This is a genomic window from Actinoplanes octamycinicus (assembly GCF_014205225.1).
Taxonomy (GTDB): Bacteria; Actinomycetota; Actinomycetes; order Mycobacteriales; family Micromonosporaceae; genus Actinoplanes; species Actinoplanes octamycinicus.
In genome coordinates this window covers 1220174-1239630 of sequence record NZ_JACHNB010000001.1, presented here as the reverse complement: position 1 = coordinate 1239630, position 19457 = coordinate 1220174, and the positions used below count along the sequence as shown (strand labels likewise).

The window sequence follows — 19457 nt, the reverse complement described above, 5'->3', positions numbered from 1 at the left end:
GCTCCGGTGATGGGTGGGAGAGTCAGCCGCCGAGCGCGGCCAATGCCTTCTGTACCTTCGGCACGTACGCCTGGGTCTCGCTGAACGGCGGGATGCCGCCGTACTTGTGCACCGCACCGCCGCCCGCGTTGTAGGCGGCCAGCGCCAGCGGCACCGACTTGAACTCCTTGAGCAGGCCCTTCAGCATCCTGGCGGCCCCGTCCACGGCCTGCGCCGGATCGAACGGGTCGTCCACCCCGAGCCCGCGCGCGGTGCCCGGCATCAGCTGCATCAGGCCGCGCGCCCCGGCCGGGCTGACCGCCTTCGGGTTGTACCCGGACTCCACCTTCGCCACCGCGGCCAGCAGCTTCGGCGAGACGTCGTGCTTGGCGCCGGCCTTCAGGAACAGGTCCGCGTACGGCACCCCGGCCAGCCCGCCGGCCGCCGACCCGCGCAGCCCGGCCGGGCGCAGCGCCGACATGTCCTGGACCGCGGCGGCCGGCACGTCGTCGAGGATCCGGCGGATGTGGGTGGGCTTCTCGTACACCGACTGGATCTTGACGTGGTCGCCCGGCTTCGGCGCCGCGATCATCTTGTGGTCGCCCAGGTAGATCGCCACGTGGTCGACCGGCGAGTCGAACGCCAGCACGTCGCCCGGCTTGGCGTCGGCCAGACTGGCCACCGGGCGGCCCGCGGTGGCCTGCTGCCACGAGTTGCGCGGCATCTTGACGCCCAGGTCCTGGTAGACCTGTTGGACCAGGCCGGAGCAGTCCAGTCCCTTGGCCGGGTCGGTGCCGCCGAAGACGTACGGCGTGCCCAGGTACTTCTTCGCGGCCGTCACCACGTCCGCCCCGGTCGGCCCGGTGGCCCCGCCGGCACCCGGACCGGCGCCGGTCGCCTTGGCCAGCGCGGACGCGAACTTGTCACCGGACTTCCCGGCCGGGTCCAGAGCGGCCGGCGGCGGGGTCAGACCCAGCTGTTCCTGCAGTTCGGCGACACGGCCCAGCACACCGGAAACGCCGAGGCTCATGCGTTGCTCCCGTTCTCGTCGGGGGATCCCGCCGCGCCGCTCGCGGCGTTCCGGGCCTTCGAGGTGACCGCCAGCTCGTCCAGGTTCGCCTGGTCGGTGCGCAGATCGTGGGCCTTGACCATGGCGGCGTGCCGCTCGGACAGCATCTCCACGGCGCGCCGGCGCTTCGCGGCGTCGGTCAGCGCGGCCAGCTTCTCCCGCTCGACCTCCTCGGCGTCGGTGACCATCCGCTGCGCGCTGAACACCCCGGCGGCCAGCGACTGCCGCGCCACCAGGGCCGCGACCATCGCCCGGGCCGAACCCTCGGTCGGCGCGTCCTGCCCGACCAGGTCCAGTTGCCGGCGCTTCACCAGCGCCTGCGCCTCCCGGATCTCGGCGCGGGACTGGATCAGCTCACCGCGCGCGGCGTCCTCCTGCGCCTTGCGCGCGCGGAGCACCGGAGTGAGACGGAACAGGCGGTTCATGCTGGCCTCCTAGCCGGGCGGTGGGGCCCTCACATGACCGCTTCGGCACACCCGCGCCGGTCGCTGAGCGCTTGCACCCAACTTTCGGCCGCCACCCCGGCGCGCTGTCCGCCATCGGCCGTGGTCCACCTGGAATGCGCAGATCAAACCCATTTCCGGTACGGACGCCTGCCCTGTCCGCACCCGTGCGCGAGGCCGCCACACCCCGGACCGTGGCGCGGCTCGTGCGGGTCCGCTGCCGGTCCGGGCCCGATCCACGCTCCGCGGGTCCCGTGCGAATCCGCAGTCCCGCCGGTCCCCCGTGCGCGGCTGGTTCCCCATGCCCCCTCGGGGCTGCGGACGGGGCCGTGGGGGCCAGCCTGCCCGCACGAGCCGCGTCTCAGCCGTGCGGGGAGGCGGGCCTCGCGTGCCGACTGCCACGGGGCGCCCAGTCGTACCGGAAAAAGATCCTGGGACGTGTCGGCGGTATCGCGGCAGCGAGGAGGGTTTGTCCGGAAACGGTCAGGTGGTGGCGAGGAGGGCCCGGAGCTGGGCCCAGGCGGTGTCGGCGGTGATGCGTTCGTCCAGGTCCTGGCGGAGGAAGGCACTGATCAGCGGCCAGGCGGCGTTGGCGCGGTCGGCCTCCGGGTTGGTGCCGGGGACGTAGGCGCCGATCTCGACCAGTTCGCGGACCTCGCGGTGGGCGGCCATCAGGCGGCGCAGTTCGGTGGCGTCGGCGCGCTGCTCGCGGGAGGTGATCTTGTTGGCCACCCGGGAGATCGAGTCGAGGGCCTGGATGCTCGGGAAGTGGCCGGCGGTGGCCAGTTTGCGGTCCAGCACGATGTGGCCGTCCAGGATCGAGCGGGCCGCGTCGGCGATCGGCTCGTTGTGGTCGTCGCCCTCGACCAGGACCGTGTAGAGGCCGGTGATGCTGCCCCGGGCGCCCGGACCGGCGCGTTCCAGCAGGCTGGCCAGCATGGCGAAGACCGACGGGGGATAGCCGCGGGTGGCCGGCGGCTCGCCGACCGAGAGGCCCACCTCGCGCTGGGCCATCGCGGCCCGGGTCACGCTGTCCATCATCAGCAGCACGTCGGCGCCCTCGTCGCGGTAGTACTCGGCGATCCGGGTGGCGACCGAGCCGGCCCTCAGCCGGACCAGCGGCGGGGTGTCCGAGGTGGCGATCACCACGACCGACCGGGCCAGGCCCTCCGGGCCGAGGTCGTGCTCGATGAACTCGCGCACCTCGCGGCCGCGCTCGCCGACCAGGGCGACCACGTTCAGCTCGGCCGAGGTGCCACGGGTGATCATGCTCATCAGCGTGGACTTGCCGACGCCGGAGCCGGCGAAGATGCCGATCCGCTGGCCGCGGCCGCACGGGACCAGGGTGTCCAGCACCCGTACGCCCAGCGACATCGGCTTGTCGACCAGCTGGCGCTCCATCGCCGAGGGCGGCGCCATCTCGATCCCGACCAGCTCGCCGCGCAGCGGTGGCCCGCCGTCCATCGGCCGGCCCAGGCCGTCCAGGATCCGGCCGCGCAGGTCCGGGCCGACCGAGATGCGCAGCGGCCCGCCGGTGCTCATCGCCGGGGTGCCGGCCCCGATCCCGGCGATCGGGCCGAGCGGCAGGCAGTTGAGCTGCTGTCCGTCCAGCGCCGCGACCTCGGCCAGCACCGCCTCCGGGCCGGTGCCGATCCGCAGCAGCTCGCCGACCCGGGCCTCCAGCCCGCTGACCGTGACCCGCAGTCCGACCGCGCCGGTGACCCGGCCGCTGACCGTGGGCCGGGCCGCGTGGATCGCGTTCCGCATCCGGTGCTGGAAGACGTCGGTCATATCCGCAGGGCCTCCCGGGCCCGGGCCACCGCGGCCTCGATGGTGGCGTCGACGGTGGCGGTGCCGGTCTCGGCGATCGCGTCGCCGGGCCGCAGACTCGGATCGGGGTGCAGGGTGATCCGGCGGCCCTGGTAGTCGAACTCGCCGCTGTCCCCGGCGACCAGCGTGGCGTAGTCCTCCGGGTGCAGGCGCAGCTGCACGTCGCCGTGCTCGGGTGCGGCGGTCATGGCCCGGCGCAGCGCGTCCTTGCCGCGGTCCGGATCGTCCTGCAGGGTCCGGCCGATGATCCCCTCGGCCAGCTCGAACGCGCTGGCCAGCACGAGTTCCTGCAGCTCGGTGAAGGTCGGCATGAGCTGGTTCTCCAGCTCGGTGACGGCCCGGCCGAGGGCGTTCACGGCGTGCGTCAGGGCGGCCGCGCGCCGGTGGTCGTGCTGGTGCTCGGCCTCCAGCGCGCGCGCCGCGGCGGCCTCGGCGGCGGCCGCGGCCTCCCGCTTGCCCTGCGCCCAGCCCTCCGCGTAGCCGGCGGCCCGGGCCTGCTGCCGGGCCTCCTCGAGCAGCTTCGGGTCGTTCGGGTCGGGCAGTTTCAGATCGGTGGCGAACCGGGCGGCGGTGGCCGTCTCGGCCACCGCCCCGCGGATCACCGGCCGGTCAGGCGATGAGCTCATCGGCCTCGCCGCCCCGCTGGATCTCGATCTGGCCGGAGTCCTCCAGGGTGCGGATCACGCCGACGATCTTCGCCTGCGCCTCCTCGACCATCTTGACCTTGACCGGGCCGAGCAGGTCCATCTCCTCGAGCAGGTTCTCCCGGCCGCGCTCGGAGAGGTTCTTGGTGACCTTGTCACGCACCGTCTCCGGGACACCCTTGAGCGCGGTGGCCAGATCGGCCGGCTCCACCTGGCGCAGGATCAGCTGGACCGCCCGGTCCTCCAGGTTCACGATGTCCTCGAACATGAACATCCGGCGCCGGATCTCCTCGGCCAGCTCCGGGCTGCGCGACTCGAGCGCCTCCAGGATCAGCCGCTCGGTGGTCCGGTCGGCGCGGTTGATGATGTCCACCAGCGGCTGCAGGCCGCCGACCGTGGACAGCTCGTCCGGCTGGAGCACGCTGGAGAGCTTGCGCTGCAGCGCGCTCTCCACCTGCCGGATGATGTCCGGCGAGGTGCGGTCCATGATCGCGATGCGGTGCGCGACCTCGGTCTGCACCTCCAACGGCAAACCGGCCAGGATCGACGAAGCGAGCCCGGCCGGGATGTGGGCGAGCACCAGCGCGATGGTCTGCGGGTGCTCGTACTGCACATAGGAGAGCAGCTGCCGGGGGTCGGCGTGGCTCAGGAAGTTGAACGGGATGTCGTTCATCGACGCTTCGAGCCGGTCCAGGATCAGCGCCGCCCGCTCCTTGCCGAGCGACGCCTCCAGCAGCTCCCGGGCGTAGTCCATGCCACCGGACCCGGCGAACCGGGTGGTCGCCATGGCATAGAACTCGTCCATCACGTCGTCGACCTGGACGGGGTCGAGTTTGCCCAGCCGCGCCACCTCGGCGGAGAGCGCCTCGACCTCCTTCTCGGTCATGTTCGCCAGCACCTGCGCGGATTGTTCCTTGCCGAACTGGATCAGCATTATGGCCGCTTTGCGTACGCCCGTCATGGAGAGCGTGGTGAGCGCGGGTGTGGTCAACTCCTACTCCTCTTAGTGGTGCGTCGTGGTCGCGTCGGCGGACATCCAGCCGCGCAGCAGGGTGGCCATCTCGTCCGGCTTCTCCTGGACCATCTGCTCGATCTCCCGGTGCCGCTCCTCACGAGCCTCGTCGTGCACCTCCACCGGGGCGCCGCCCTCGATCATCGCGGCGGCGCTCATCGCCTGGGTGGCCTCCAGTTCGGCCTGCCGCTGGGCGTCCAGCGCGGCCTGCATCTCCTCCAGGTGCGCCTTCTCCTCGGCGGTCAGCTGCTGCCGGCGCTTGGCCCGCCGGCTGGCCCGCCAGGCCAGGAAGATCAGAGCCAGCACCACGAAGGCGAGCGCGCCGGTCTTCACCAGGGTCATCTGCTTGTTCTGCTTCTCGGCGGCGGCCGCGGCGGCGAGTTCGTCGCGGGCGGCCTGCTGGGCCGAGGTGTCGAACGGCATGGCGCTGACCGCGATCGTGTCGCCGCGGGTGGCGTCGACGCCGGCCGCCGAGCTGACCAGCTGCTGCACCTGGAGCGGGTCGACCGAGGCCGCGGTGGTGCTGTCCAGCAGGACCGCCACGTTGAGCCGGCGGATGCTGCCGGGCGCCTTCCGGCGGACCTCCTGCACCTCGTTCAGGGCGTTGTTGCGGGCCTCGTTCTTGTTGGCGTACTGGCCGTTGGAGCCGGCGCCGTTCGGCACCTGGATGTTGTCCGGGCCGAGCACGCCGCCGTTGCCGACCCCGCTCCCGCTGTACGTCTCCGAGCTGCTGGTCTCCGAGAGCGACGGCAGCGACGGGTCCGAGCTGTACGTCTTGCTCCGCGTCTCGGTCTGGTCGAAGTCCAGGTCGGCGGTGGTGGTGACGACCGAGTGCCCGGGACCGACCAGCCGGTCCAGCATCGTCTGCAGCGAGGCGTTCATCCGGTTCTGGAACTCGACGGTCTGCGCCTCGGAGCCGCTGTCCCCGCCGGTCGCGATGGCCGCGCCACCGCCGGTGGAGAGGATCTTGCCGTCCGCTCCGGCCACGGTGACCTGGGTCGGGTCCAGGCCCTCGACGCTGGAGGCGACCAGGTGCACGATCGACTGCACCTGGTCGGAGCTCAACGGGCTGGTCGCCTTGGAGGCGACCAGCACCGAGGCGGTGGTCTTGGCGTTGCTGTCGGCGAAGACGTCCTTCTCCGGCATCACCAGGTGCACGGTGGCCGCCTCGACGCCGTCGATCGACTTGATCGTCTTGGCCAGCTCGCCCTCCAGCGCCCGCTGGTAGTTCGCGTGCTGCATGAAGTCGCTGGTGGTGATGCCCTGCTGGTCGAGCAGTGAGTAGCCGGTGCCCTCGTCGTTGGGCAGGCCCTCGCCGGAGAGCTGCAGCCGCAGCGCGTTGACCTGGTCGCGCGGCACCATGATGGTCTGGCCGTCGTTCGCCAGCTCGTACGAGGTGCCGGCCTTCTGCAGCGACTCGACGATGGCGCTGGCGTCCTTGGTCGACAGGTTGTTGAACAGGATCGCGTAGGAGGGTTTCGCCGCCCACGTCGCGAAGAAGTACCCACCGACGACGATGGCGATGACGGCGAAGATCGTGACAGCCTTCTGTCCCGGCGTGAAGGACTTGAAGGTGTCCGTGATGCGGCGTACCGGAGCGGGAAGGCGATCAGTCATCTCAGGCCTGCATCCTCATGATCTCTTGGAAGGCCTCGACGGCCTTGTTGCGGATGGCGAGGGTCATCTGGAGTCCGAGGGACGCCTCGTTGGCGGCCATCGTGTACTGGGCCGGGTCCTGCAGCGTCCCGTTGGCCACCTGGACGGCGAGGTCGCTCGCCTTGTCCTGGGAGGCCTGCACGCTCTCCAGGCCCTTGGACAGCATGCGGGCGAAGTCGGTGTTCGGGCTGGCGGTCTTGGCGGCCTCGTCGAGGTCCAGCTTGTCGGACAGTCCTGACATACCCGAAATTCCGGAGATTCCGCTGAAGCCGGAGATTCCGCCGATGGGGTTGATCGGAGTCATGATCACTTCCCGAGGTTGATAGCGGCGGTGTACGCGTCCCGGGCCCGGTCGACGACCGAGAGGTTGGCCTGGTAGGAGCGCTGCGCCATGATCATCTGAGCCATCTGGCTGCCCATGTCGATGTCCGGCCGCCGGACGTACCCCTCGGCGTCGGCGAGCGGGTTGTCCGGTTCGTAGGCCAGGATGCCCTCGGCGTTGCCGAGCTGCACCCCGGCCACCTCGGCGCCGTTACCGTCCTGCGCGGCGCGGGCCTGGACGTACCGGGCCTGGAACGCGTTCTCGGAGGTGCGGCTGGTGTTGTTCATGTTCGCGATGTTGTCGGAGACCGCGTCGAGCCACTTGCGGTAGACCGTGACCCCGGTGCCGGCGACCCCGATGGCGTTGAAGATGCTCATCCTCAGGCTCCCTTGATGGCGTCGCGCAGCAGGCCGTACTTGCTGTCGATGGCCCGGAGCGTGAGCTGGTACCGCATCGTGGTGTCGATGTGCGACAGCGTCTCCTCGTCGAGGTTGACGTTGTTGCCGTTGAGCCGGGTGGGCTCCAGCGACTCCTGGACACTCGGGTTGATCCCCAGCGGCGACTGGCCGCGGGCGACAGCGCCCTGAAGAGCCTCCTCGAACTTGACCTTACGGGCACGGAAGCCCGGGGTCTCGACGTTCGCGATGTTGTTGGCGATGGCGTTCTGCCGGGCCGACAGGCCGCTGACAGCGACGCGCAGCGCAGAGGTGGAAAGGTCGTCGAACACTTCGCAGCTCCCTGATCGATCCGTCTGGTCGCCGTTCCGTGGCACTTCGGTGAGCAATCCGTGCTCGTACCATGCAGTTCGGCGAGCCCGGCGATCCGCTGAGTGTCAGACGGTTGCTGCGAGGTTGCACACGAAAACGTCCCGGACCCCCTGGCCGGGGATCCGGGACGTTCGTGGTGGTTCACATGGCGCGGTCCAGATAGACCGGGCGCTTGACCGCCTCGCCGGTCTCGATCCGGGAGGTCATCGCGCTCTGCTGGCGGTTCGCGGTGAGCCGCCGGGCGAGTTCCTCCGCCACGGCCAGCTGCCGGGTGAGGATCTCGTCGGCCCGCGGCTTGAGTTCCAGCGGCAGCGCGCCCAGTTCGGTCGGCGGCCGCCAGAGGTCGGCCGGCGGGGTCTCGGCCTGCCGATGCTCGTCGGCGAGCATCGCCTCGACCGCCGCGACGTCCATCTCCAGCTCGTCGAGCGCCGTCGTCCAGGCGCCCCGCCAGTCCCCGGTCATGGCGCGCTCAGCCCGCCGCCGCAGCCGCGGCCTCGCGCCACGCGTCGCGCAGCGGCTCAAGGAACTTCCGGCAGGTGGCCACCCGGTCCGGGTCTCCGGCGATGGTCGCGCCGATCAGCTCGGTCAGGATGTAGCCGTACAGGTTGGCCAGGCCGGGAGCGCCCTCCCACTCGTCGACGTGCAACGTCGTCCGCAGCTCGATGAGGATTTCCTGGGCGTGCGAGATCTTGTCGTTGGCCAGGGCCCGGTCGGCGGCGCGCAGCGCCTCCTCGCCCTGGTTCAGGTCGAGGATCATCCGGTCGTAGAGCATCACCAGCAGCTTCGCCGGCGACGCGGTGTTGATCGAGTCCTGCAGGTAACGGTCACGGAGGTGCGGGGCCGGAGCGGTCATCGAATCCCTTTGTCAGGCTGGTGAGGGCTGGCGGGTGGCGGTGGACGACGGTCAGCCAAGGCTGGCGATCTGCCCGGCCAGCCACGACGACTGGTTCTTCATGTTGCCGAGCGCGGTCTCCATGGCGGCGTACTGCCGCTGCAGCGCCTCGCGGCGGGAGGCCAGCCGGGTGTCCCAGTTGCTGATCTGGTCGTTGATCGAGTCGATCTCGTTCTTCCGGCCGGTGATCACCGCGGTGACGCTCTTCGACTGCTTGTCGGCCAGCGCGCTGAAGTTGGTGGCGACCGCCTGGGTCACTTCCTGGATCCGGCTGGGGTTCTCGTTGTACGCGTTGGTGAAGTCGGTCGCGTTGAAGGTCAGCAGACCGTCCCGGCTCAGCTGGATGCCGAGCTTGTTGAGCGACTGCTCGGGGAACGTCAGCTCCTTGGGGTTGGTCGTCTCGTCGACCGGGAGGTCCTTGTCGTACCGCGGGTTCGGGTACTTGGCCATGCCGACGCTGACCATGCCGAGGATGCTCTGCGTCATCTGGCGGACCATGAAGTCGCCGGTCAGCGGCGAGCCCTTCTTGGTGGAGCTGTCGTACGCGGTCTGGTCCTTGACCTCGGTGAGCGTCGCGTTCATCGCGTCGACCATCGACTGGATCTTCGCGGTGATCCCGCTGATGTCGGTGGCCGCGCTGACCGTGACCCCGGTCTCCTCCTTGGTGACGTTGACCGTCACGCCGGGGATCAGCCCGCTGAAGGTGTTGGTCGCGCTGCTGACCGTGTAACCGGCCTCGCCCTCGCCGCCGACCTGCAGGGTCGCGTTCTTCGCGTAGGTCGAGGCGGGGCTGGCGCCGGCGTTGCCGTTGGTGTCGAGCCCGAGCCCCTCCAGGCCGGTCACCTGGAAGCCGAAGTCCTCGCCGGTCTTGCTGCCGGTGAACTGGAGGATGCCCTCGGTGTCCGAGGTGTTCACCACGAACGCCCGGACGTCCAGCCCGGCGGAGTTGACCTTGCCGGCGATGTCCTGCGCCGAGCTGCCCTTGGTCAGGTCCAGGGTCACCGACTTGGCTGGCGTGGCCGGGGTGAAGTTGCCGTTCTCGTCGTACTTGCCCATCGTGACGGTGACCGAGGCGCCGAGGTTGACCGGCGTCTTCTCCAGCTTGCCGTCGTTGTTGCTGTCACTGGTGGTGTTGGTGGGCAGCTTGATGGTGGTGGTCTGGGCCCGGGCCACGCTCTTCACGTCGAAGGTGACGCTGCCGGCCGTGTTGACCAGGCCGGTCGTCGTGCTCGCGGTCACCGACGAGGAGTTGGACGTCGCCTTGGTGGAGCGCCAGGTGCTGAGCTTGGACACATCGTCCGCGGCGGCCTTGAAGGCCTTGAGCTTGCTGTTGACCGACTGGTACGAGGCCACCGCGGTCTCGGCGGTCTTGACCTTGGTCTTGAGCTTGGTCTGCGGTGCGGCCTCCACCTGCATCAGCTGACCGATCAGGGAGGAGGTGCTGAGACCACTGACGAGGCCGTCAACGGAGCTGGTCACAAGAAGCCTGCTTTCCTGCCGAGGACATGTGTGGAGCGGGGGTAGCCGGCGTACCGGCTACCCCCATCTGTTCGGTCACTGTCGGGCTGAATCAGTTGCCGAACGGTCGCATTTCGGTCGCGGTTCGGTTAGCGGAGCAGCGAGAGCACGTTCTGCGAGGACTGGTTCGCCTGCGACAGCATCGACGTGCCGGCCTGGGTGAGGATCTGGCTCCGGGTGAAGGAGACCATCTCCTGCGCCATGTCGGTGTCCCGGATCCGGGACTCCGACGCGGACAGGTTCTCCACCGCCGTGTTCAGGTTGTTGATGGTGTGCTCGAAGCGGTTCTGCGAGGCACCGAGCGAGGCGCGCTGGTCGGAGACCGACTTGATCGCCGAGTCGAGCGCCTTGATCGCCTTGGCCGCACCCGAGTCGCCGTTCGCGTCGGCGGGCCCCGACAGGTCGAGGCCGCTCAGGCCGAGCGCCGAGGCGCTCACCTTGCCGATCGACACGTTCAGCTTCTCGCCGGCGTTGGCGCCGATCTGGAAGTCGCCGTTGGTGGAGGCGGTCTTGGTGGTGCTGCTGCCGTCCTTGAACGCGTCGCCGACCTGGTCGGAGATGTCGAACTCGGCGGTGCCGTCCAGGCTGAACGACATACCGGTGCCGTCCGCCTTGACGTCCGACGAGACGTGCAGCTCGTTACCGGTGAAGCCCTGCGCCGCGTTGGCCGGAGCGGTCAGCGCGGTCTTGATCGCGGTGTTCAGCTTGTCGGCGACGTCCTTGGCGGTGTCACCGGCGGCCGGCGTGACGCTGACCGCGATCGGGCTGTCGCTGAGGTCCTTGCTGCCGATCTTCTGGATGTTGAAGGAGATCGTCGACGGCATGGAGGTCAGCGGGTTGTCGGCGGTGTTGCCCTCGGTGGTGCCGAAGGAGCCGTCGAGCAGCTTCGACTTGCCGAACGCGGTGGTCTCGCCGACCCGGTCGATCTCCTTGGCGAGCTGGTCGAACTCCTTCTGCGCGGCGCCCTTCGCCTCGGTGTCCAGGGACGCGTTGGAAGCCTGGACCGACAGGTCACGCATGCGCTGGAGCATGCTGGTGACCTCGTTCAGCGCACCCTCAGCGGTCTGCACGACGCTGATCGCGTCCTGGGCGTTGCGCACCGCGACCTTGAGACCGCCGGTCTGCGCGCGCAGACCCTCGGAGATCGACAGGCCGGCCGCGTCGTCCGCCGCCCGGTTGATCCGGAAACCGCTGGACAACTTCTCCAGCGACTTGGACATCTGGCTGTCGGTGACCGACAGGTTCCGGTAGGCGTTCTGCGCGGCGATGTTCTGGTTGATGCGAAGACCCATTGTGGTGATTCCTCCTTGACTGGGGTCTTGAACCGGCCCGTCCATGAGCCGTGGTGTTGCGCCATTCCCTTCGGCGTGCTGCCGAGAGGCGCTGAGCGATTCTCCGAGAAAATCTCGGCCTTTTCCGGCTAACCGGATAAATGCCGATCGGGCGAAACCACTCAGCGGCACGGCGAACATGCCGACCTGTCCGAATGAGTGGGTTGCCGAAAGGGTGCAGCCCGACCAGCGAACGACGGAGGACCGGGTGAGTCTGACCGACCTGGCCAGCGTCTTGTGGCGCTCCCGGGAGCTGCTGGAGATGCTCCTGTTCAAGCTCGAGGAGGAGCAGTTGCTCCTCGCGGCCAACCGATCCCGCTGGTTGAGCCACGCCACCCGGGAGGTGGAGGTGGTGCTGGACCAGATCCGGCAGACCGAGGTCATCCGCGCGGCGTACGCCCAGGAGGTGGCCGCCGAGCTCGGTCTCAACCCGGAGGCCTCGCTCGGGGAACTCGCCGACGCGGCGCCCGATCCCTGGGCGGACCTGCTCCACCAGCACCGTAAGGCGTTCCTGCTGCTGACGTCGGAGATCCGGGCCCTGGCCGACGTCAACCGTGACCTGCTCACCGCGGGACAACGCGCGGCTCGCGAAACCATGCTCGTGTTCGCCGAGTCTGTGGAAACGTACGGACCGCAGGGCCAGACCGTCACCGGCGGCATCCGCCGCCCCACCCTCGTCGATGAGGCGATCTGATGGCTAGCACATTCAGTGGACTGAACACCGCGCTGACGTCCCTGTACGCACAGCGCCGCGGCCTGGACATCACCGGCCAGAACATCGCGAACGCGAGCACCGAGGGGTACACCCGGCAGCGCGTCGTCATGCAGGCGCAGAACGCCAACCTGACCCCCGGCATCTACGCCACCACCACCGCGGTGGGCGCCGGCGTCACCGTCTCCACGGTGGAGCGGCTGCGGAACACCGCGCTCGACCACCGCAGCTACACCGAGCACGCGAACTCGGCGTACCTCAACGAGAAGGCCGGCGCGTACGCGCTGATCGAGGACGTCTTCGCCGAGCCCAGCGACACCGCGCTGCAGGCCCGCCTGCAGGACATGTGGGACGGCTGGAACGCGGTGGCCACCAACCCGGACAAGGCCGCGCCCAAGTCCGCGCTGCTGGAGCAGGCGACCACGGTGGCCGCCACGCTCAACGACGCGTCCAAGGCGCTCAACAACCAGTTCGAGTCGGTCCGGGCCGGCCTGGACACCTACGTCGGCGACGTGAACAAGTCGGCCGAGGCGGTCGCCAAGCTGAACAAGGAGATCGTCGTCGCCAAGGCGGCCGGGCTGCAGGCCAACGAGCTGATGGACCAGCGCTCGCAGGAGATCCTCAAGCTCTCCCAGATGGTCGGCGCCACCGCCACCGACCTGCCGGACGGCGCGACCAACGTCTTCATCGGCAGCGCGCCGCTGGTCAGCGAGTTCAGCAACCGCCCGATCGAGATCGCGTCCGGCAGCGCCACCCAGATCGCCGACCTGGACCAGGACATCACGGTGAACCTGCGCTGGAAGGACACCGGGACGCCGGTCGCCGCGGGCGGGACGATGGGCTCGCAGATGGAGCTGCTCGCCCAGGGCGGCACCCTGCACGAGATCTCCGGCCGGCTGGACAAGGTGGCCCAGAAGCTGGCGCAGACGGTCAACGACAAGTACGGCACCGGCTACACCATGAAGGGCGAGACCGGGCAGGAGTTCTTCGTCAACGGCGACATCGACCCGGACAACCCGCCGAACCCCAAGCCGGGGATCACCGCGCTGAACATCGCGGTGGCGGTGAGCGACCCGGCCGACCTGGCCGTCTCGACCGGGGATCCGACCGCCCCCGCCGCCACCCGGGTCCTGGACGGCGGGATCGCCGACGACCTGGCCGAGCTGGCCACCTCGCGGGACGGCGCCGACTCCGAGTACCAGCAGCTGATCGGCGACCTCGGGGTGTCCGCGCAGGCCTCGATCCGCCGGCGCGACGTGCAGAACGCGGTGACCGACCAGGTGGACGCCGCGCGCGACGCGGAGTCCGGGGTCAACCTCGACGAGGAGATGACCAACCTGCTCACCTACCAGCGTGGCTACGAGGCCGCGTCCCGGGTGCTCACCACCATCGACTCGATGCTCGACCAATTGATCAACCGGACCGGAATGGTCGGTAGGTAGGGGGACGACGGCTCATGAGCAGCAGCCCACGGGTCACCGAGAGCAGCGTCCGCACCCGGACGATGGCAAGCCTGCAGCGCAACCTCAGCCGGACGCAGACCGCGCAGGACCAGATCTCCAGCGGCAAGCAGCTGCACCGCCCGTCGGACTCGCCGACCGGCACGGTGACCGCACTCCAGTTGCGCGGCGAGGTCCGCGCGAACAAGAAGTACTCGACCAACGCCGACGACGCGATGGGCCGGCTCGGCACCGTGCAGGACACCCTGCAGAGCTCCACCGTGCTGGTCGCCAAGGTCCGGGAGCTCACGCTGGCCGCGACCAGCGCGGGCGGCGGCAGCACGCCGGAGGCGAACAACGCGCGGGCCGCGGAGATCGACCAGATCCGCGGCACGCTGATGCAGTTCGCCAACACGAAGTACCTGGACCGCCCGGTCTTCGGCGGCTCGACCCCGGACCCCACCGCCTACTCCGGCGGCGGCTACGTCGGCGAGGCGTCCGGCGAGACGAACCGGATGATCGGCCCGAACGCCAGGGTGCGGGTGGACGTCCGCGGTCCCGAGGTGTTCGGCAACGACTACCTGGTCAACGACGACGGCAAGTACGTCGACGCGACCGGGCAGGAGCTGGCCGACCAGACCGACCCGGCGCTCCGGGTACGGAACCCGGCACAGCTGTTCAACGTGCTCAAGGACCTGTCCGACGCCATGAAGTCGGGCGACTCGGCTGCTATCGACACCGGCCTGAGGAACCTCGACAAAGCGTCTGATCTGCTGAATTCCACTCTTTCGGACGTAGGCGCTCGATACAATCGGGTTACACAGATGAAGCAGTCCGCTGAGGATCGCTTGATGTCCGTGTCGTCGCAGCTGTCCGATATCGAGGATGTCGACCTGCCCAAGGCGATCATGGAATTGCAGCTCCAGCAGACCTCGTATCAGGCCGCCCTGGCCGCCACGGCCAAGGTGATCCAGCCCTCGCTCATCGATTTCCTGAGGTGACCATGACTACTCGCACCATGTCCCGACCGATCGAGGCCACCATGACCGACCCGTCGCTGGGCCTGCCGACCATCTCGATGGCGGTGCCCATGCCGGGGTTCCCGGCGCACAAGGAATTCGTCCTGGTGCGCCTGAACGACGACGGTCTGCTCTACGCCCTCACCTCGCTCGACAACCCGGAGCTGCGGTTCCTGGTGGCGCCGCCGGAGCCGTTCTTCCCGGAGTACGCCCCGGAGATCGACGAGTCGGTGTTCGCGGCGCTGAACACCAAGGACCCGGACCGGGTGCTGCTGCTCACGGTGATCACCGCGGGCAAGGAGGAGACGACCGCCAACCTGCTCGCCCCGATCGTGGTCGACCGGGACAGCATGCGGGCGATGCAGACGGTCCTCACCGGCTCGGGCTACCCGGTCCGGGCGATCATGAACCGGTCGTACTGAACCTCCAGTTGAGGATTGCTCGCGACGGCCGCGGCGCGCGGCCCGTGACAAACCCTCGAAGGCGCGGTCGCGTTCCCTCGCGGCCGCGCCTTTGCCATGCTGTCCGTTCCATGGATGGAGGAGGAGGGCGTCGATGCTTGTGCTGACCAGGCGGGCCGGCGAGAGCGTGATGATCGGCGACGACGTCGTGATCACCGTGCTGGAGGCCCGGGGCGACGTCATCCGGCTGGGGATCCAGGCGCCACGTGACGTGCAGGTGCACCGCGAGGAGGTGTACCGCGAGTTGCGGGACGCGAACCGGGAGGCGGCGTCGCCGACCGACGACGCGGTGCACGCGGTCACCAAGATGCTGGAGAAGCCGGGAAATTGAGGGCGGCCCGCCACCGCCGGTGGCGGGCGCACCTCACCTGCACCGGCGGCTGACCCCGGAGACAACGCGCGGGCCGCATTCTTCTCCCCGACGGAGAACTTCAGTCGGGGAGCGAACGTGGCAGAGCGGGAATCAGTCATCGGCGGTGGCGCGGTCGGTACCGCGTACGCGCTGGACCTGACGGTGGATGCCCACGTGCACACCGGGTTCGCGGCCGGGCGGGACGCGGTCGGTGTGGTGGCCTCGGCCGCCGACCGGGCCGGGCTGACCTCGTTGACCTTCGCCGACCAGGCCGGACCGGACACCACCTGGCTGACCGCGTACGCGGACGCGGTGCGCCGGGCCCGGCACCGCACCGAGATGACCCTGCGGGTGGCCGCCGAGGTCGAGGTGGTCCGCCCGGACGGCTGGCTGGCGCTGCCCGCCGACCTGGCCCAGCTGGACGCGCTGTCGGTGGCGGTCTCCGCCCTGCCGGTCGGCGACGACCTGCTGGACGCCCGGGCGGTGCGCGCCCTGGTCGAGGCCGGTGAGCTGACCCCCGAGCAGGTTGCCGAGCTGCTGGTCGAGGCGACCGTGCGGGGCCTGGAACGGGCCTGCCGCTACGTGCCCACCCAGCTGGCCCGCCCGCTCGCGCTGCTGGCCCAGGCCGGCGTGGACGACGCCGCGGTGTCCCCGGCCCTGCTGGCCGACCTGGCCGCCGCCTGCCGGTCCACCGGCACCCTGGTGGAGATCAGCGAGGCCTGGCGCAGCCCGTCCCCGCGCCTGGTGGCGCTGCTGCGCGACGCCGCCGTGACGCTGGTGCCCGCGAGTGACGCCCGGTACGCCGCCGAGGTGGGCGGCTGGCAGTACCTGCGCAGAGTCTGAAAGCCGGGTCTCCGCGAAAGCGAACACGGGTCGCACTCGTCTCCGTACGCTCTGTCATGCCAGCACTTCAGCATGGGAGAGATGCGATGAGTATGGTTCAGCAGGCCATCGAGGTGAGTGCACCGCTGCACACGGTGTACGAGCAACTCGCCGCGTTCGAGAACTACCCACGGTTCATGACCGGGGTCCGCCAGGTGACCACCACCGGCCGGGACCAGACGCACTGGATCATGGACGTGGACGGCAAGCGCCGGGAGTTCGACGCGCAGATCATCGAACGATCGCCGGACGAGCGGGTCTCCTGGTCGACCATGGAGGGGCCGCTCCTCGCCGAGACCATCACGCTGCGCCCGATGGGGGAGACGAAGACTCAGATCGTCGCCCAGCTCGAGGCCGACATCGCGTTCCTCATGCCCAGCGACCGGCACGGCCAGGAGTCGCTGAACCGCCGGCTCAAGGCCGACCTGACCACCTTCAAGGGCCTGGTCGAGAGCGGGGTGCTGGGCGGCCGCCCGATGCCCACCGGGGCCAGCGTCAAGCGCCTGCCCGGCCCGTCGCACACCCTGTTCAGCAAGCCGGACTACGCCTCGCCGGCGTCGGTCGCCGCCCGCGTGCACAAGCATCCGCCGGCCGGGACGGGGCTGGCGCAGGACACCGAGCCGTCGCCGGGGGCCGGCTGGGACACCGGCGCCGCCGACCTGAGCAACGCCGACCCGACCGGCACCGGCCTCACCGAGAACCCGCTGCACCACGCGGCCGGCCCGGGCACCATGCCGGCGGCCAAGCGGGGGGCCTCGTCCGGCTCGGCCCGGATGGGCGGCCGCACCGCCGCCGCCGACATCTGGGGCAACGGCATGATCAACGAAGAGGACCGCGGCATCGGCTGATCCACAATCAAGATCAAGAGCTTGCTGACTCGGGTCCGCGCTGATCACCGGCCGTCGCTCCCGCCAGGGACCCTTCCGGGCTGAGCTGGCCGCTGGCGCGTCCAGAACGCTCAGCCCGCAAGGGCGACGTCCGTGGGTAGTTGCGGAAGCCAGATCACAGTCAGAACCGAAGGCCGGCCCGTTGGGCCGGCCTTCGTCGTGCCCGCCAGCGCACCTGGGTGAATCGGCGTGTCCAGGGCCCGCTCGCGGCGAGGAATGACGGATCGGATGGCGCCTGAGACGGCGCCTCAGCGCGGTGCGGCCTCCAGGGTGACCAGCAGGCGCGCGCCGCGGGGCGTGGCGTGCTCGTAGCGCACCGAGCCGCCGTTCGCCTCGACCAGGTGCCGGACGATGAACAGGCCCAGCCCGGCCCCGCGCAGGAACCGGCCGAACAGGTTGGGCAGCACGTCCTCCGGGATGCCCGCGCCGCTGTCCTGCACGCAGAGCAGCACCGTGCCGCCCTGCCGCTCGGCACCCACCCGGATCGGCGCGGCCCCGTGCGCGATCGCGTTCTTCAACAGGTTTTCCACAACCACGGCGAGGTGCCCGCGGTCGGCCAGCGCGGACAGCTCCTCGTCGATCGCGATCTCCACCTGGTCGGCCCCGGCGGTCTCGCCGCGGGCCGTGCGGACCACCTCCAGCAGCGGCACCGGCACCCGGCGGGCGGTCACCGCGCCGGTGTCCAGGCGGAACAGCAGCTGCAGGTCGTTCATCATCTTGACCAGGCGGCGGGTGTTCTTGTCGATCTTCAGGGACAGCTCCAGCCGGATGTCCTCCGGCAGGTCCGCCCAGTCCGCGCAGAGCAGCTCGGCCAGGCTGGCGATCGAGCTGATCGGCTGTGCCACGTCGTGGGTGAGCATCGAGGTCAGGTCGTTCTTGAAGGCCAGCGCGGCGGCCAGTTGCGCGTTCGCCGCGGCCAGCTGGGCGTTGCCGCGCTCCAGTTCGGCGGCGTGCTCGCTGAGCGCCTCCTCGGCCTCCTTGCGGGAGGCGATGTCGACGCAGGTGGCGACGTAGCCGCGCGGCGCGCCGGCGGCGTCCGGGATGGCGGCCATGGTGGCCAGCACCGGCACCTCGGTGCCGTCGGCGCGGGGCAGCAGCCAGTCGCCGCCATGCCCGGGAGGCGGCAGCGGCGGCGGGTCGCGGACCTCGTCCCGGTGGCCGGTGAGCTCGCGCCAGCGCCGGTTCACGTCGATCACCCGGTAGTTGGCGTCCAGCACCATGACCGCCTCGTTCATCGACTGGAGCAGCGTGTCCGCGAAGTCCTGCCGGTCGCGCAGCTCGGCGACCAGCAGCTGGTCGGCGGCGGAGTCCTCGGCGGCCGGCGCCTCGGGCCGGGCCAGCACCGCCCCGGCGGTCAGCAGGAGCAGGCCGGCGGCCAGCGAAGGCGGCATCACGGTGGCGGTGACCAGCCGGGAGGCGAGCCCGACCAGCGCGATGGTGGCGGCGCCGAGCAGCAGCGGGTCGGTGATCCGGACCGGGACCGGGCCGATCCGGGGCAGCCGGACGTCCAGGCCGGCCAGCGCCAGGCCGGCCAGCACGGTGGCCAGCCCGGCGGCCGGGTGCCGGTCCAGCGCGACGCCGCCGAGCACCGCCGCGGAGAGCCCGAGCACGGCGGCGGCCCCGGCGCGCAGCCGCCCGGCCAGACCGTCGGCCAGCGGCACCGCCTGCAGCAGCAGGGCCAGCCCGGCCGGGATCAACACGAACGCCGGAGCGGGCGGGAGCCCCTCCGGCGACGTGGTGTCGGACGTGTGCGTGTTCAGGAGGCCGAGCACGGTGACCGTGACTCCGGCGCAGCCGGCGATCAGCCGGGACAGCCTGCCCACGCCGCGTGCCGCGATATGCACATATCCCCCCATGACGTGAGGAAATGATCATATCGCGACGCAGGCGGTTACTTACCCGCCCAGGCGAAGCCTTCCTCCAGGCGGATCTTGCTGGCCACCCGCGAGATCTCGGCGTGCATCCGGTTCGCGTGGTGCCCGCAGAAGGCCAGGTCGCCGCCGCTGCTCAGGGTTACCTCCAGCTTGGCGGCCGCTCCACAGCGATCGCAGCGATCGGTCAGCTCGCCGACGGTGTCGATCTCGGGCGACAGCAGGGTGGTCATATCGCTCTCCTTGCTCATGGGCCAATGAAGCGGGGCTCAGTGGCGGTGTGCAGCGGTCCTGACAGCGGACTAGATCGGCCCTGCGCTGGGTGGCCTTAGTGGTTCCACCCGTTGTTCCGGTGTGAACGGCGCAACGTC

At 70.2% G+C, this 19457-nt stretch carries 22 protein-coding genes; 7 read left to right on the top strand and 15 right to left on the bottom strand.

Translation table 11 applies throughout. The annotated features are described in order from the left end of the window. Positions 1–22 precede the first annotated feature (22 nt). The 13 genes from BJY16_RS05500 to BJY16_RS05440 form a co-directional block, all read right to left on the bottom strand. Positions 23–1009, bottom strand: a complete 987-nt coding sequence (locus tag BJY16_RS05500; RefSeq protein ID WP_185038031.1) for a lytic transglycosylase domain-containing protein — start codon at positions 1007–1009, stop codon at positions 23–25. Then, positions 1006–1473, bottom strand: coding sequence for a flagellar export protein FliJ (locus tag BJY16_RS05495; protein WP_185038030.1), 468 nt, complete (start codon positions 1471–1473; stop codon positions 1006–1008). The genes BJY16_RS05500 and BJY16_RS05495 overlap by 4 nt, the downstream gene beginning before the upstream one ends. A 501-nt stretch (positions 1474–1974) precedes the next feature. Then, entirely contained in the window at positions 1975–3282 is a 1308-nt protein-coding gene (locus BJY16_RS05490; protein WP_185038029.1) for a FliI/YscN family ATPase, read from the bottom strand. After that, a complete protein-coding gene (locus BJY16_RS05485; RefSeq protein WP_185038028.1) occupies positions 3279–3947 on the bottom strand; it encodes a FliH/SctL family protein in 669 nt (222 codons plus the stop codon). Before BJY16_RS05485 ends, BJY16_RS05490 begins: the two co-directional genes overlap by 4 nt. Continuing rightward, a complete protein-coding gene (fliG, locus tag BJY16_RS05480; RefSeq protein WP_185038027.1) occupies positions 3931–4956 on the bottom strand; it encodes a flagellar motor switch protein FliG in 1026 nt (341 codons plus the stop codon). The genes BJY16_RS05485 and fliG overlap by 17 nt, the downstream gene beginning before the upstream one ends. 12 nt (positions 4957–4968) lie before the next feature. After that, the gene (fliF, locus tag BJY16_RS05475; protein ID WP_185038026.1) at positions 4969–6594 is read right to left on the bottom strand and encodes a flagellar basal-body MS-ring/collar protein FliF; all 1626 of its coding nucleotides are present in this window, start codon (positions 6592–6594) and stop codon (positions 4969–4971) included. Between the two features lies 1 nt (position 6595). Next, positions 6596–6874, bottom strand: a complete 279-nt coding sequence (gene fliE, locus BJY16_RS05470; protein WP_239177199.1) for a flagellar hook-basal body complex protein FliE — start codon at positions 6872–6874, stop codon at positions 6596–6598. Positions 6875–6939: 65 nt separating this feature from the next. Beyond that, complete coding sequence (locus BJY16_RS05465) at positions 6940–7332, bottom strand: flagellar basal body rod protein FlgC (protein ID WP_185038024.1); 393 nt, start codon at positions 7330–7332, stop codon at positions 6940–6942. A gap of 2 nt (positions 7333–7334) precedes the next feature. After that, positions 7335–7682 (bottom strand): flagellar basal body rod protein FlgB, encoded by a 348-nt coding sequence (locus tag BJY16_RS05460; protein ID WP_185038023.1) that lies wholly within the window; start codon positions 7680–7682, stop codon positions 7335–7337. 181 nt (positions 7683–7863) lie between these two features. After that, positions 7864–8184 (bottom strand): hypothetical protein, encoded by a 321-nt coding sequence (locus BJY16_RS05455; RefSeq protein WP_185038022.1) that lies wholly within the window; start codon positions 8182–8184, stop codon positions 7864–7866. A 7-nt stretch (positions 8185–8191) separates the two neighbouring features. Next, entirely contained in the window at positions 8192–8575 is a 384-nt protein-coding gene (gene fliS, locus BJY16_RS05450) for a flagellar export chaperone FliS (protein ID WP_185038021.1), read from the bottom strand. A gap of 51 nt (positions 8576–8626) precedes the next feature. Then, positions 8627–10093 carry a flagellar filament capping protein FliD gene (gene fliD, locus BJY16_RS05445; RefSeq protein ID WP_185038020.1) on the bottom strand — a complete coding sequence of 489 codons (1467 nt, stop codon included), beginning with the start codon at positions 10091–10093 and terminating at the stop codon, positions 8627–8629. A gap of 128 nt (positions 10094–10221) precedes the next feature. Further along, a complete protein-coding gene (locus BJY16_RS05440; RefSeq protein ID WP_185038019.1) occupies positions 10222–11424 on the bottom strand; it encodes a flagellin N-terminal helical domain-containing protein in 1203 nt (400 codons plus the stop codon). Positions 11425–11671: 247 nt separating this feature from the next. Here BJY16_RS05440 and BJY16_RS05435 point away from each other — a divergent pair, with 247 nt between their 5' ends. The 7 genes from BJY16_RS05435 (at position 11672) to BJY16_RS05405 (ending at position 17176) form a co-directional block, all read left to right on the top strand. After that, a complete protein-coding gene (locus BJY16_RS05435) occupies positions 11672–12157 on the top strand; it encodes a flagellar protein FlgN (protein ID WP_185038018.1) in 486 nt (161 codons plus the stop codon). After that, on the top strand, positions 12157–13617 hold the full coding sequence (gene flgK / locus BJY16_RS05430; protein WP_185038017.1) for a flagellar hook-associated protein FlgK: 1461 nt from the start codon (positions 12157–12159) through the stop codon (positions 13615–13617). The genes BJY16_RS05435 and flgK overlap by 1 nt, the downstream gene beginning before the upstream one ends. A gap of 14 nt (positions 13618–13631) precedes the next feature. After that, a complete protein-coding gene (locus BJY16_RS05425; protein ID WP_185038016.1) occupies positions 13632–14615 on the top strand; it encodes a flagellin N-terminal helical domain-containing protein in 984 nt (327 codons plus the stop codon). Positions 14616–14632: 17 nt separating this feature from the next. Next, positions 14633–15055 (top strand): flagellar assembly protein FliW, encoded by a 423-nt coding sequence (fliW, locus tag BJY16_RS05420; protein ID WP_260418266.1) that lies wholly within the window; start codon positions 14633–14635, stop codon positions 15053–15055. A 133-nt stretch (positions 15056–15188) separates the two neighbouring features. Further along, positions 15189–15425 (top strand): carbon storage regulator CsrA, encoded by a 237-nt coding sequence (gene csrA / locus BJY16_RS05415; protein WP_185038014.1) that lies wholly within the window; start codon positions 15189–15191, stop codon positions 15423–15425. Positions 15426–15542: 117 nt separating this feature from the next. Continuing rightward, positions 15543–16289, top strand: coding sequence for a hydrolase (locus BJY16_RS05410; RefSeq protein ID WP_239177197.1), 747 nt, complete (start codon positions 15543–15545; stop codon positions 16287–16289). An 86-nt stretch (positions 16290–16375) separates the two neighbouring features. Next, entirely contained in the window at positions 16376–17176 is an 801-nt protein-coding gene (locus BJY16_RS05405; protein ID WP_239177195.1) for an SRPBCC family protein, read from the top strand. A 287-nt stretch (positions 17177–17463) separates the two neighbouring features. On the opposite strand, the gene BJY16_RS05400 is transcribed toward BJY16_RS05405, so the two are convergent. Together BJY16_RS05400 and BJY16_RS05395 are read right to left on the bottom strand one after the other, a co-directional pair. Further along, positions 17464–19071 (bottom strand): sensor histidine kinase, encoded by a 1608-nt coding sequence (locus tag BJY16_RS05400; protein WP_185038013.1) that lies wholly within the window; start codon positions 19069–19071, stop codon positions 17464–17466. A gap of 35 nt (positions 19072–19106) precedes the next feature. Continuing rightward, positions 19107–19319: a DUF7455 domain-containing protein gene (locus BJY16_RS05395; protein WP_185038012.1), complete on the bottom strand. Its 213-nt coding sequence runs from the start codon at positions 19317–19319 to the stop codon at positions 19107–19109. Positions 19320–19457 lie beyond the last annotated feature (138 nt).

What these genes read in the sequence shown, in the direction of transcription:
- BJY16_RS05500 (WP_185038031.1), bottom strand. Translation starts at nt 1,009, where the DNA reads ATGAGCCTCGGCGTTTCCGGTGTGCTGGGCCGTGTCGCCGAACTGCAG.
- BJY16_RS05495 (WP_185038030.1), bottom strand. Translation starts at nt 1,473, where the DNA reads ATGAACCGCCTGTTCCGTCTCACTCCGGTGCTCCGCGCGCGCAAGGCG.
- BJY16_RS05490 (WP_185038029.1), bottom strand. Translation starts at nt 3,282, where the DNA reads ATGACCGACGTCTTCCAGCACCGGATGCGGAACGCGATCCACGCGGCC.
- BJY16_RS05485 (WP_185038028.1), bottom strand. Translation starts at nt 3,947, where the DNA reads ATGAGCTCATCGCCTGACCGGCCGGTGATCCGCGGGGCGGTGGCCGAG.
- fliF (WP_185038026.1), bottom strand. Translation starts at nt 6,594, where the DNA reads ATGACTGATCGCCTTCCCGCTCCGGTACGCCGCATCACGGACACCTTC.
- fliE (WP_239177199.1), bottom strand. Translation starts at nt 6,874, where the DNA reads ATGTCAGGACTGTCCGACAAGCTGGACCTCGACGAGGCCGCCAAGACC.
- BJY16_RS05465 (WP_185038024.1), bottom strand. Translation starts at nt 7,332, where the DNA reads ATGAGCATCTTCAACGCCATCGGGGTCGCCGGCACCGGGGTCACGGTC.
- BJY16_RS05455 (WP_185038022.1), bottom strand. Translation starts at nt 8,184, where the DNA reads ATGACCGGGGACTGGCGGGGCGCCTGGACGACGGCGCTCGACGAGCTG.
- fliS (WP_185038021.1), bottom strand. Translation starts at nt 8,575, where the DNA reads ATGACCGCTCCGGCCCCGCACCTCCGTGACCGTTACCTGCAGGACTCG.
- BJY16_RS05440 (WP_185038019.1), bottom strand. Translation starts at nt 11,424, where the DNA reads ATGGGTCTTCGCATCAACCAGAACATCGCCGCGCAGAACGCCTACCGG.
- flgK (WP_185038017.1), top strand. Translation starts at nt 12,157, where the DNA reads ATGGCTAGCACATTCAGTGGACTGAACACCGCGCTGACGTCCCTGTAC.
- BJY16_RS05425 (WP_185038016.1), top strand. Translation starts at nt 13,632, where the DNA reads ATGAGCAGCAGCCCACGGGTCACCGAGAGCAGCGTCCGCACCCGGACG.
- fliW (WP_260418266.1), top strand. Translation starts at nt 14,633, where the DNA reads ATGTCCCGACCGATCGAGGCCACCATGACCGACCCGTCGCTGGGCCTG.
- csrA (WP_185038014.1), top strand. Translation starts at nt 15,189, where the DNA reads ATGCTTGTGCTGACCAGGCGGGCCGGCGAGAGCGTGATGATCGGCGAC.
- BJY16_RS05405 (WP_239177195.1), top strand. Translation starts at nt 16,376, where the DNA reads ATGAGTATGGTTCAGCAGGCCATCGAGGTGAGTGCACCGCTGCACACG.
- BJY16_RS05400 (WP_185038013.1), bottom strand. Translation starts at nt 19,071, where the DNA reads ATGGGGGGATATGTGCATATCGCGGCACGCGGCGTGGGCAGGCTGTCC.
- BJY16_RS05395 (WP_185038012.1), bottom strand. Translation starts at nt 19,319, where the DNA reads ATGACCACCCTGCTGTCGCCCGAGATCGACACCGTCGGCGAGCTGACC.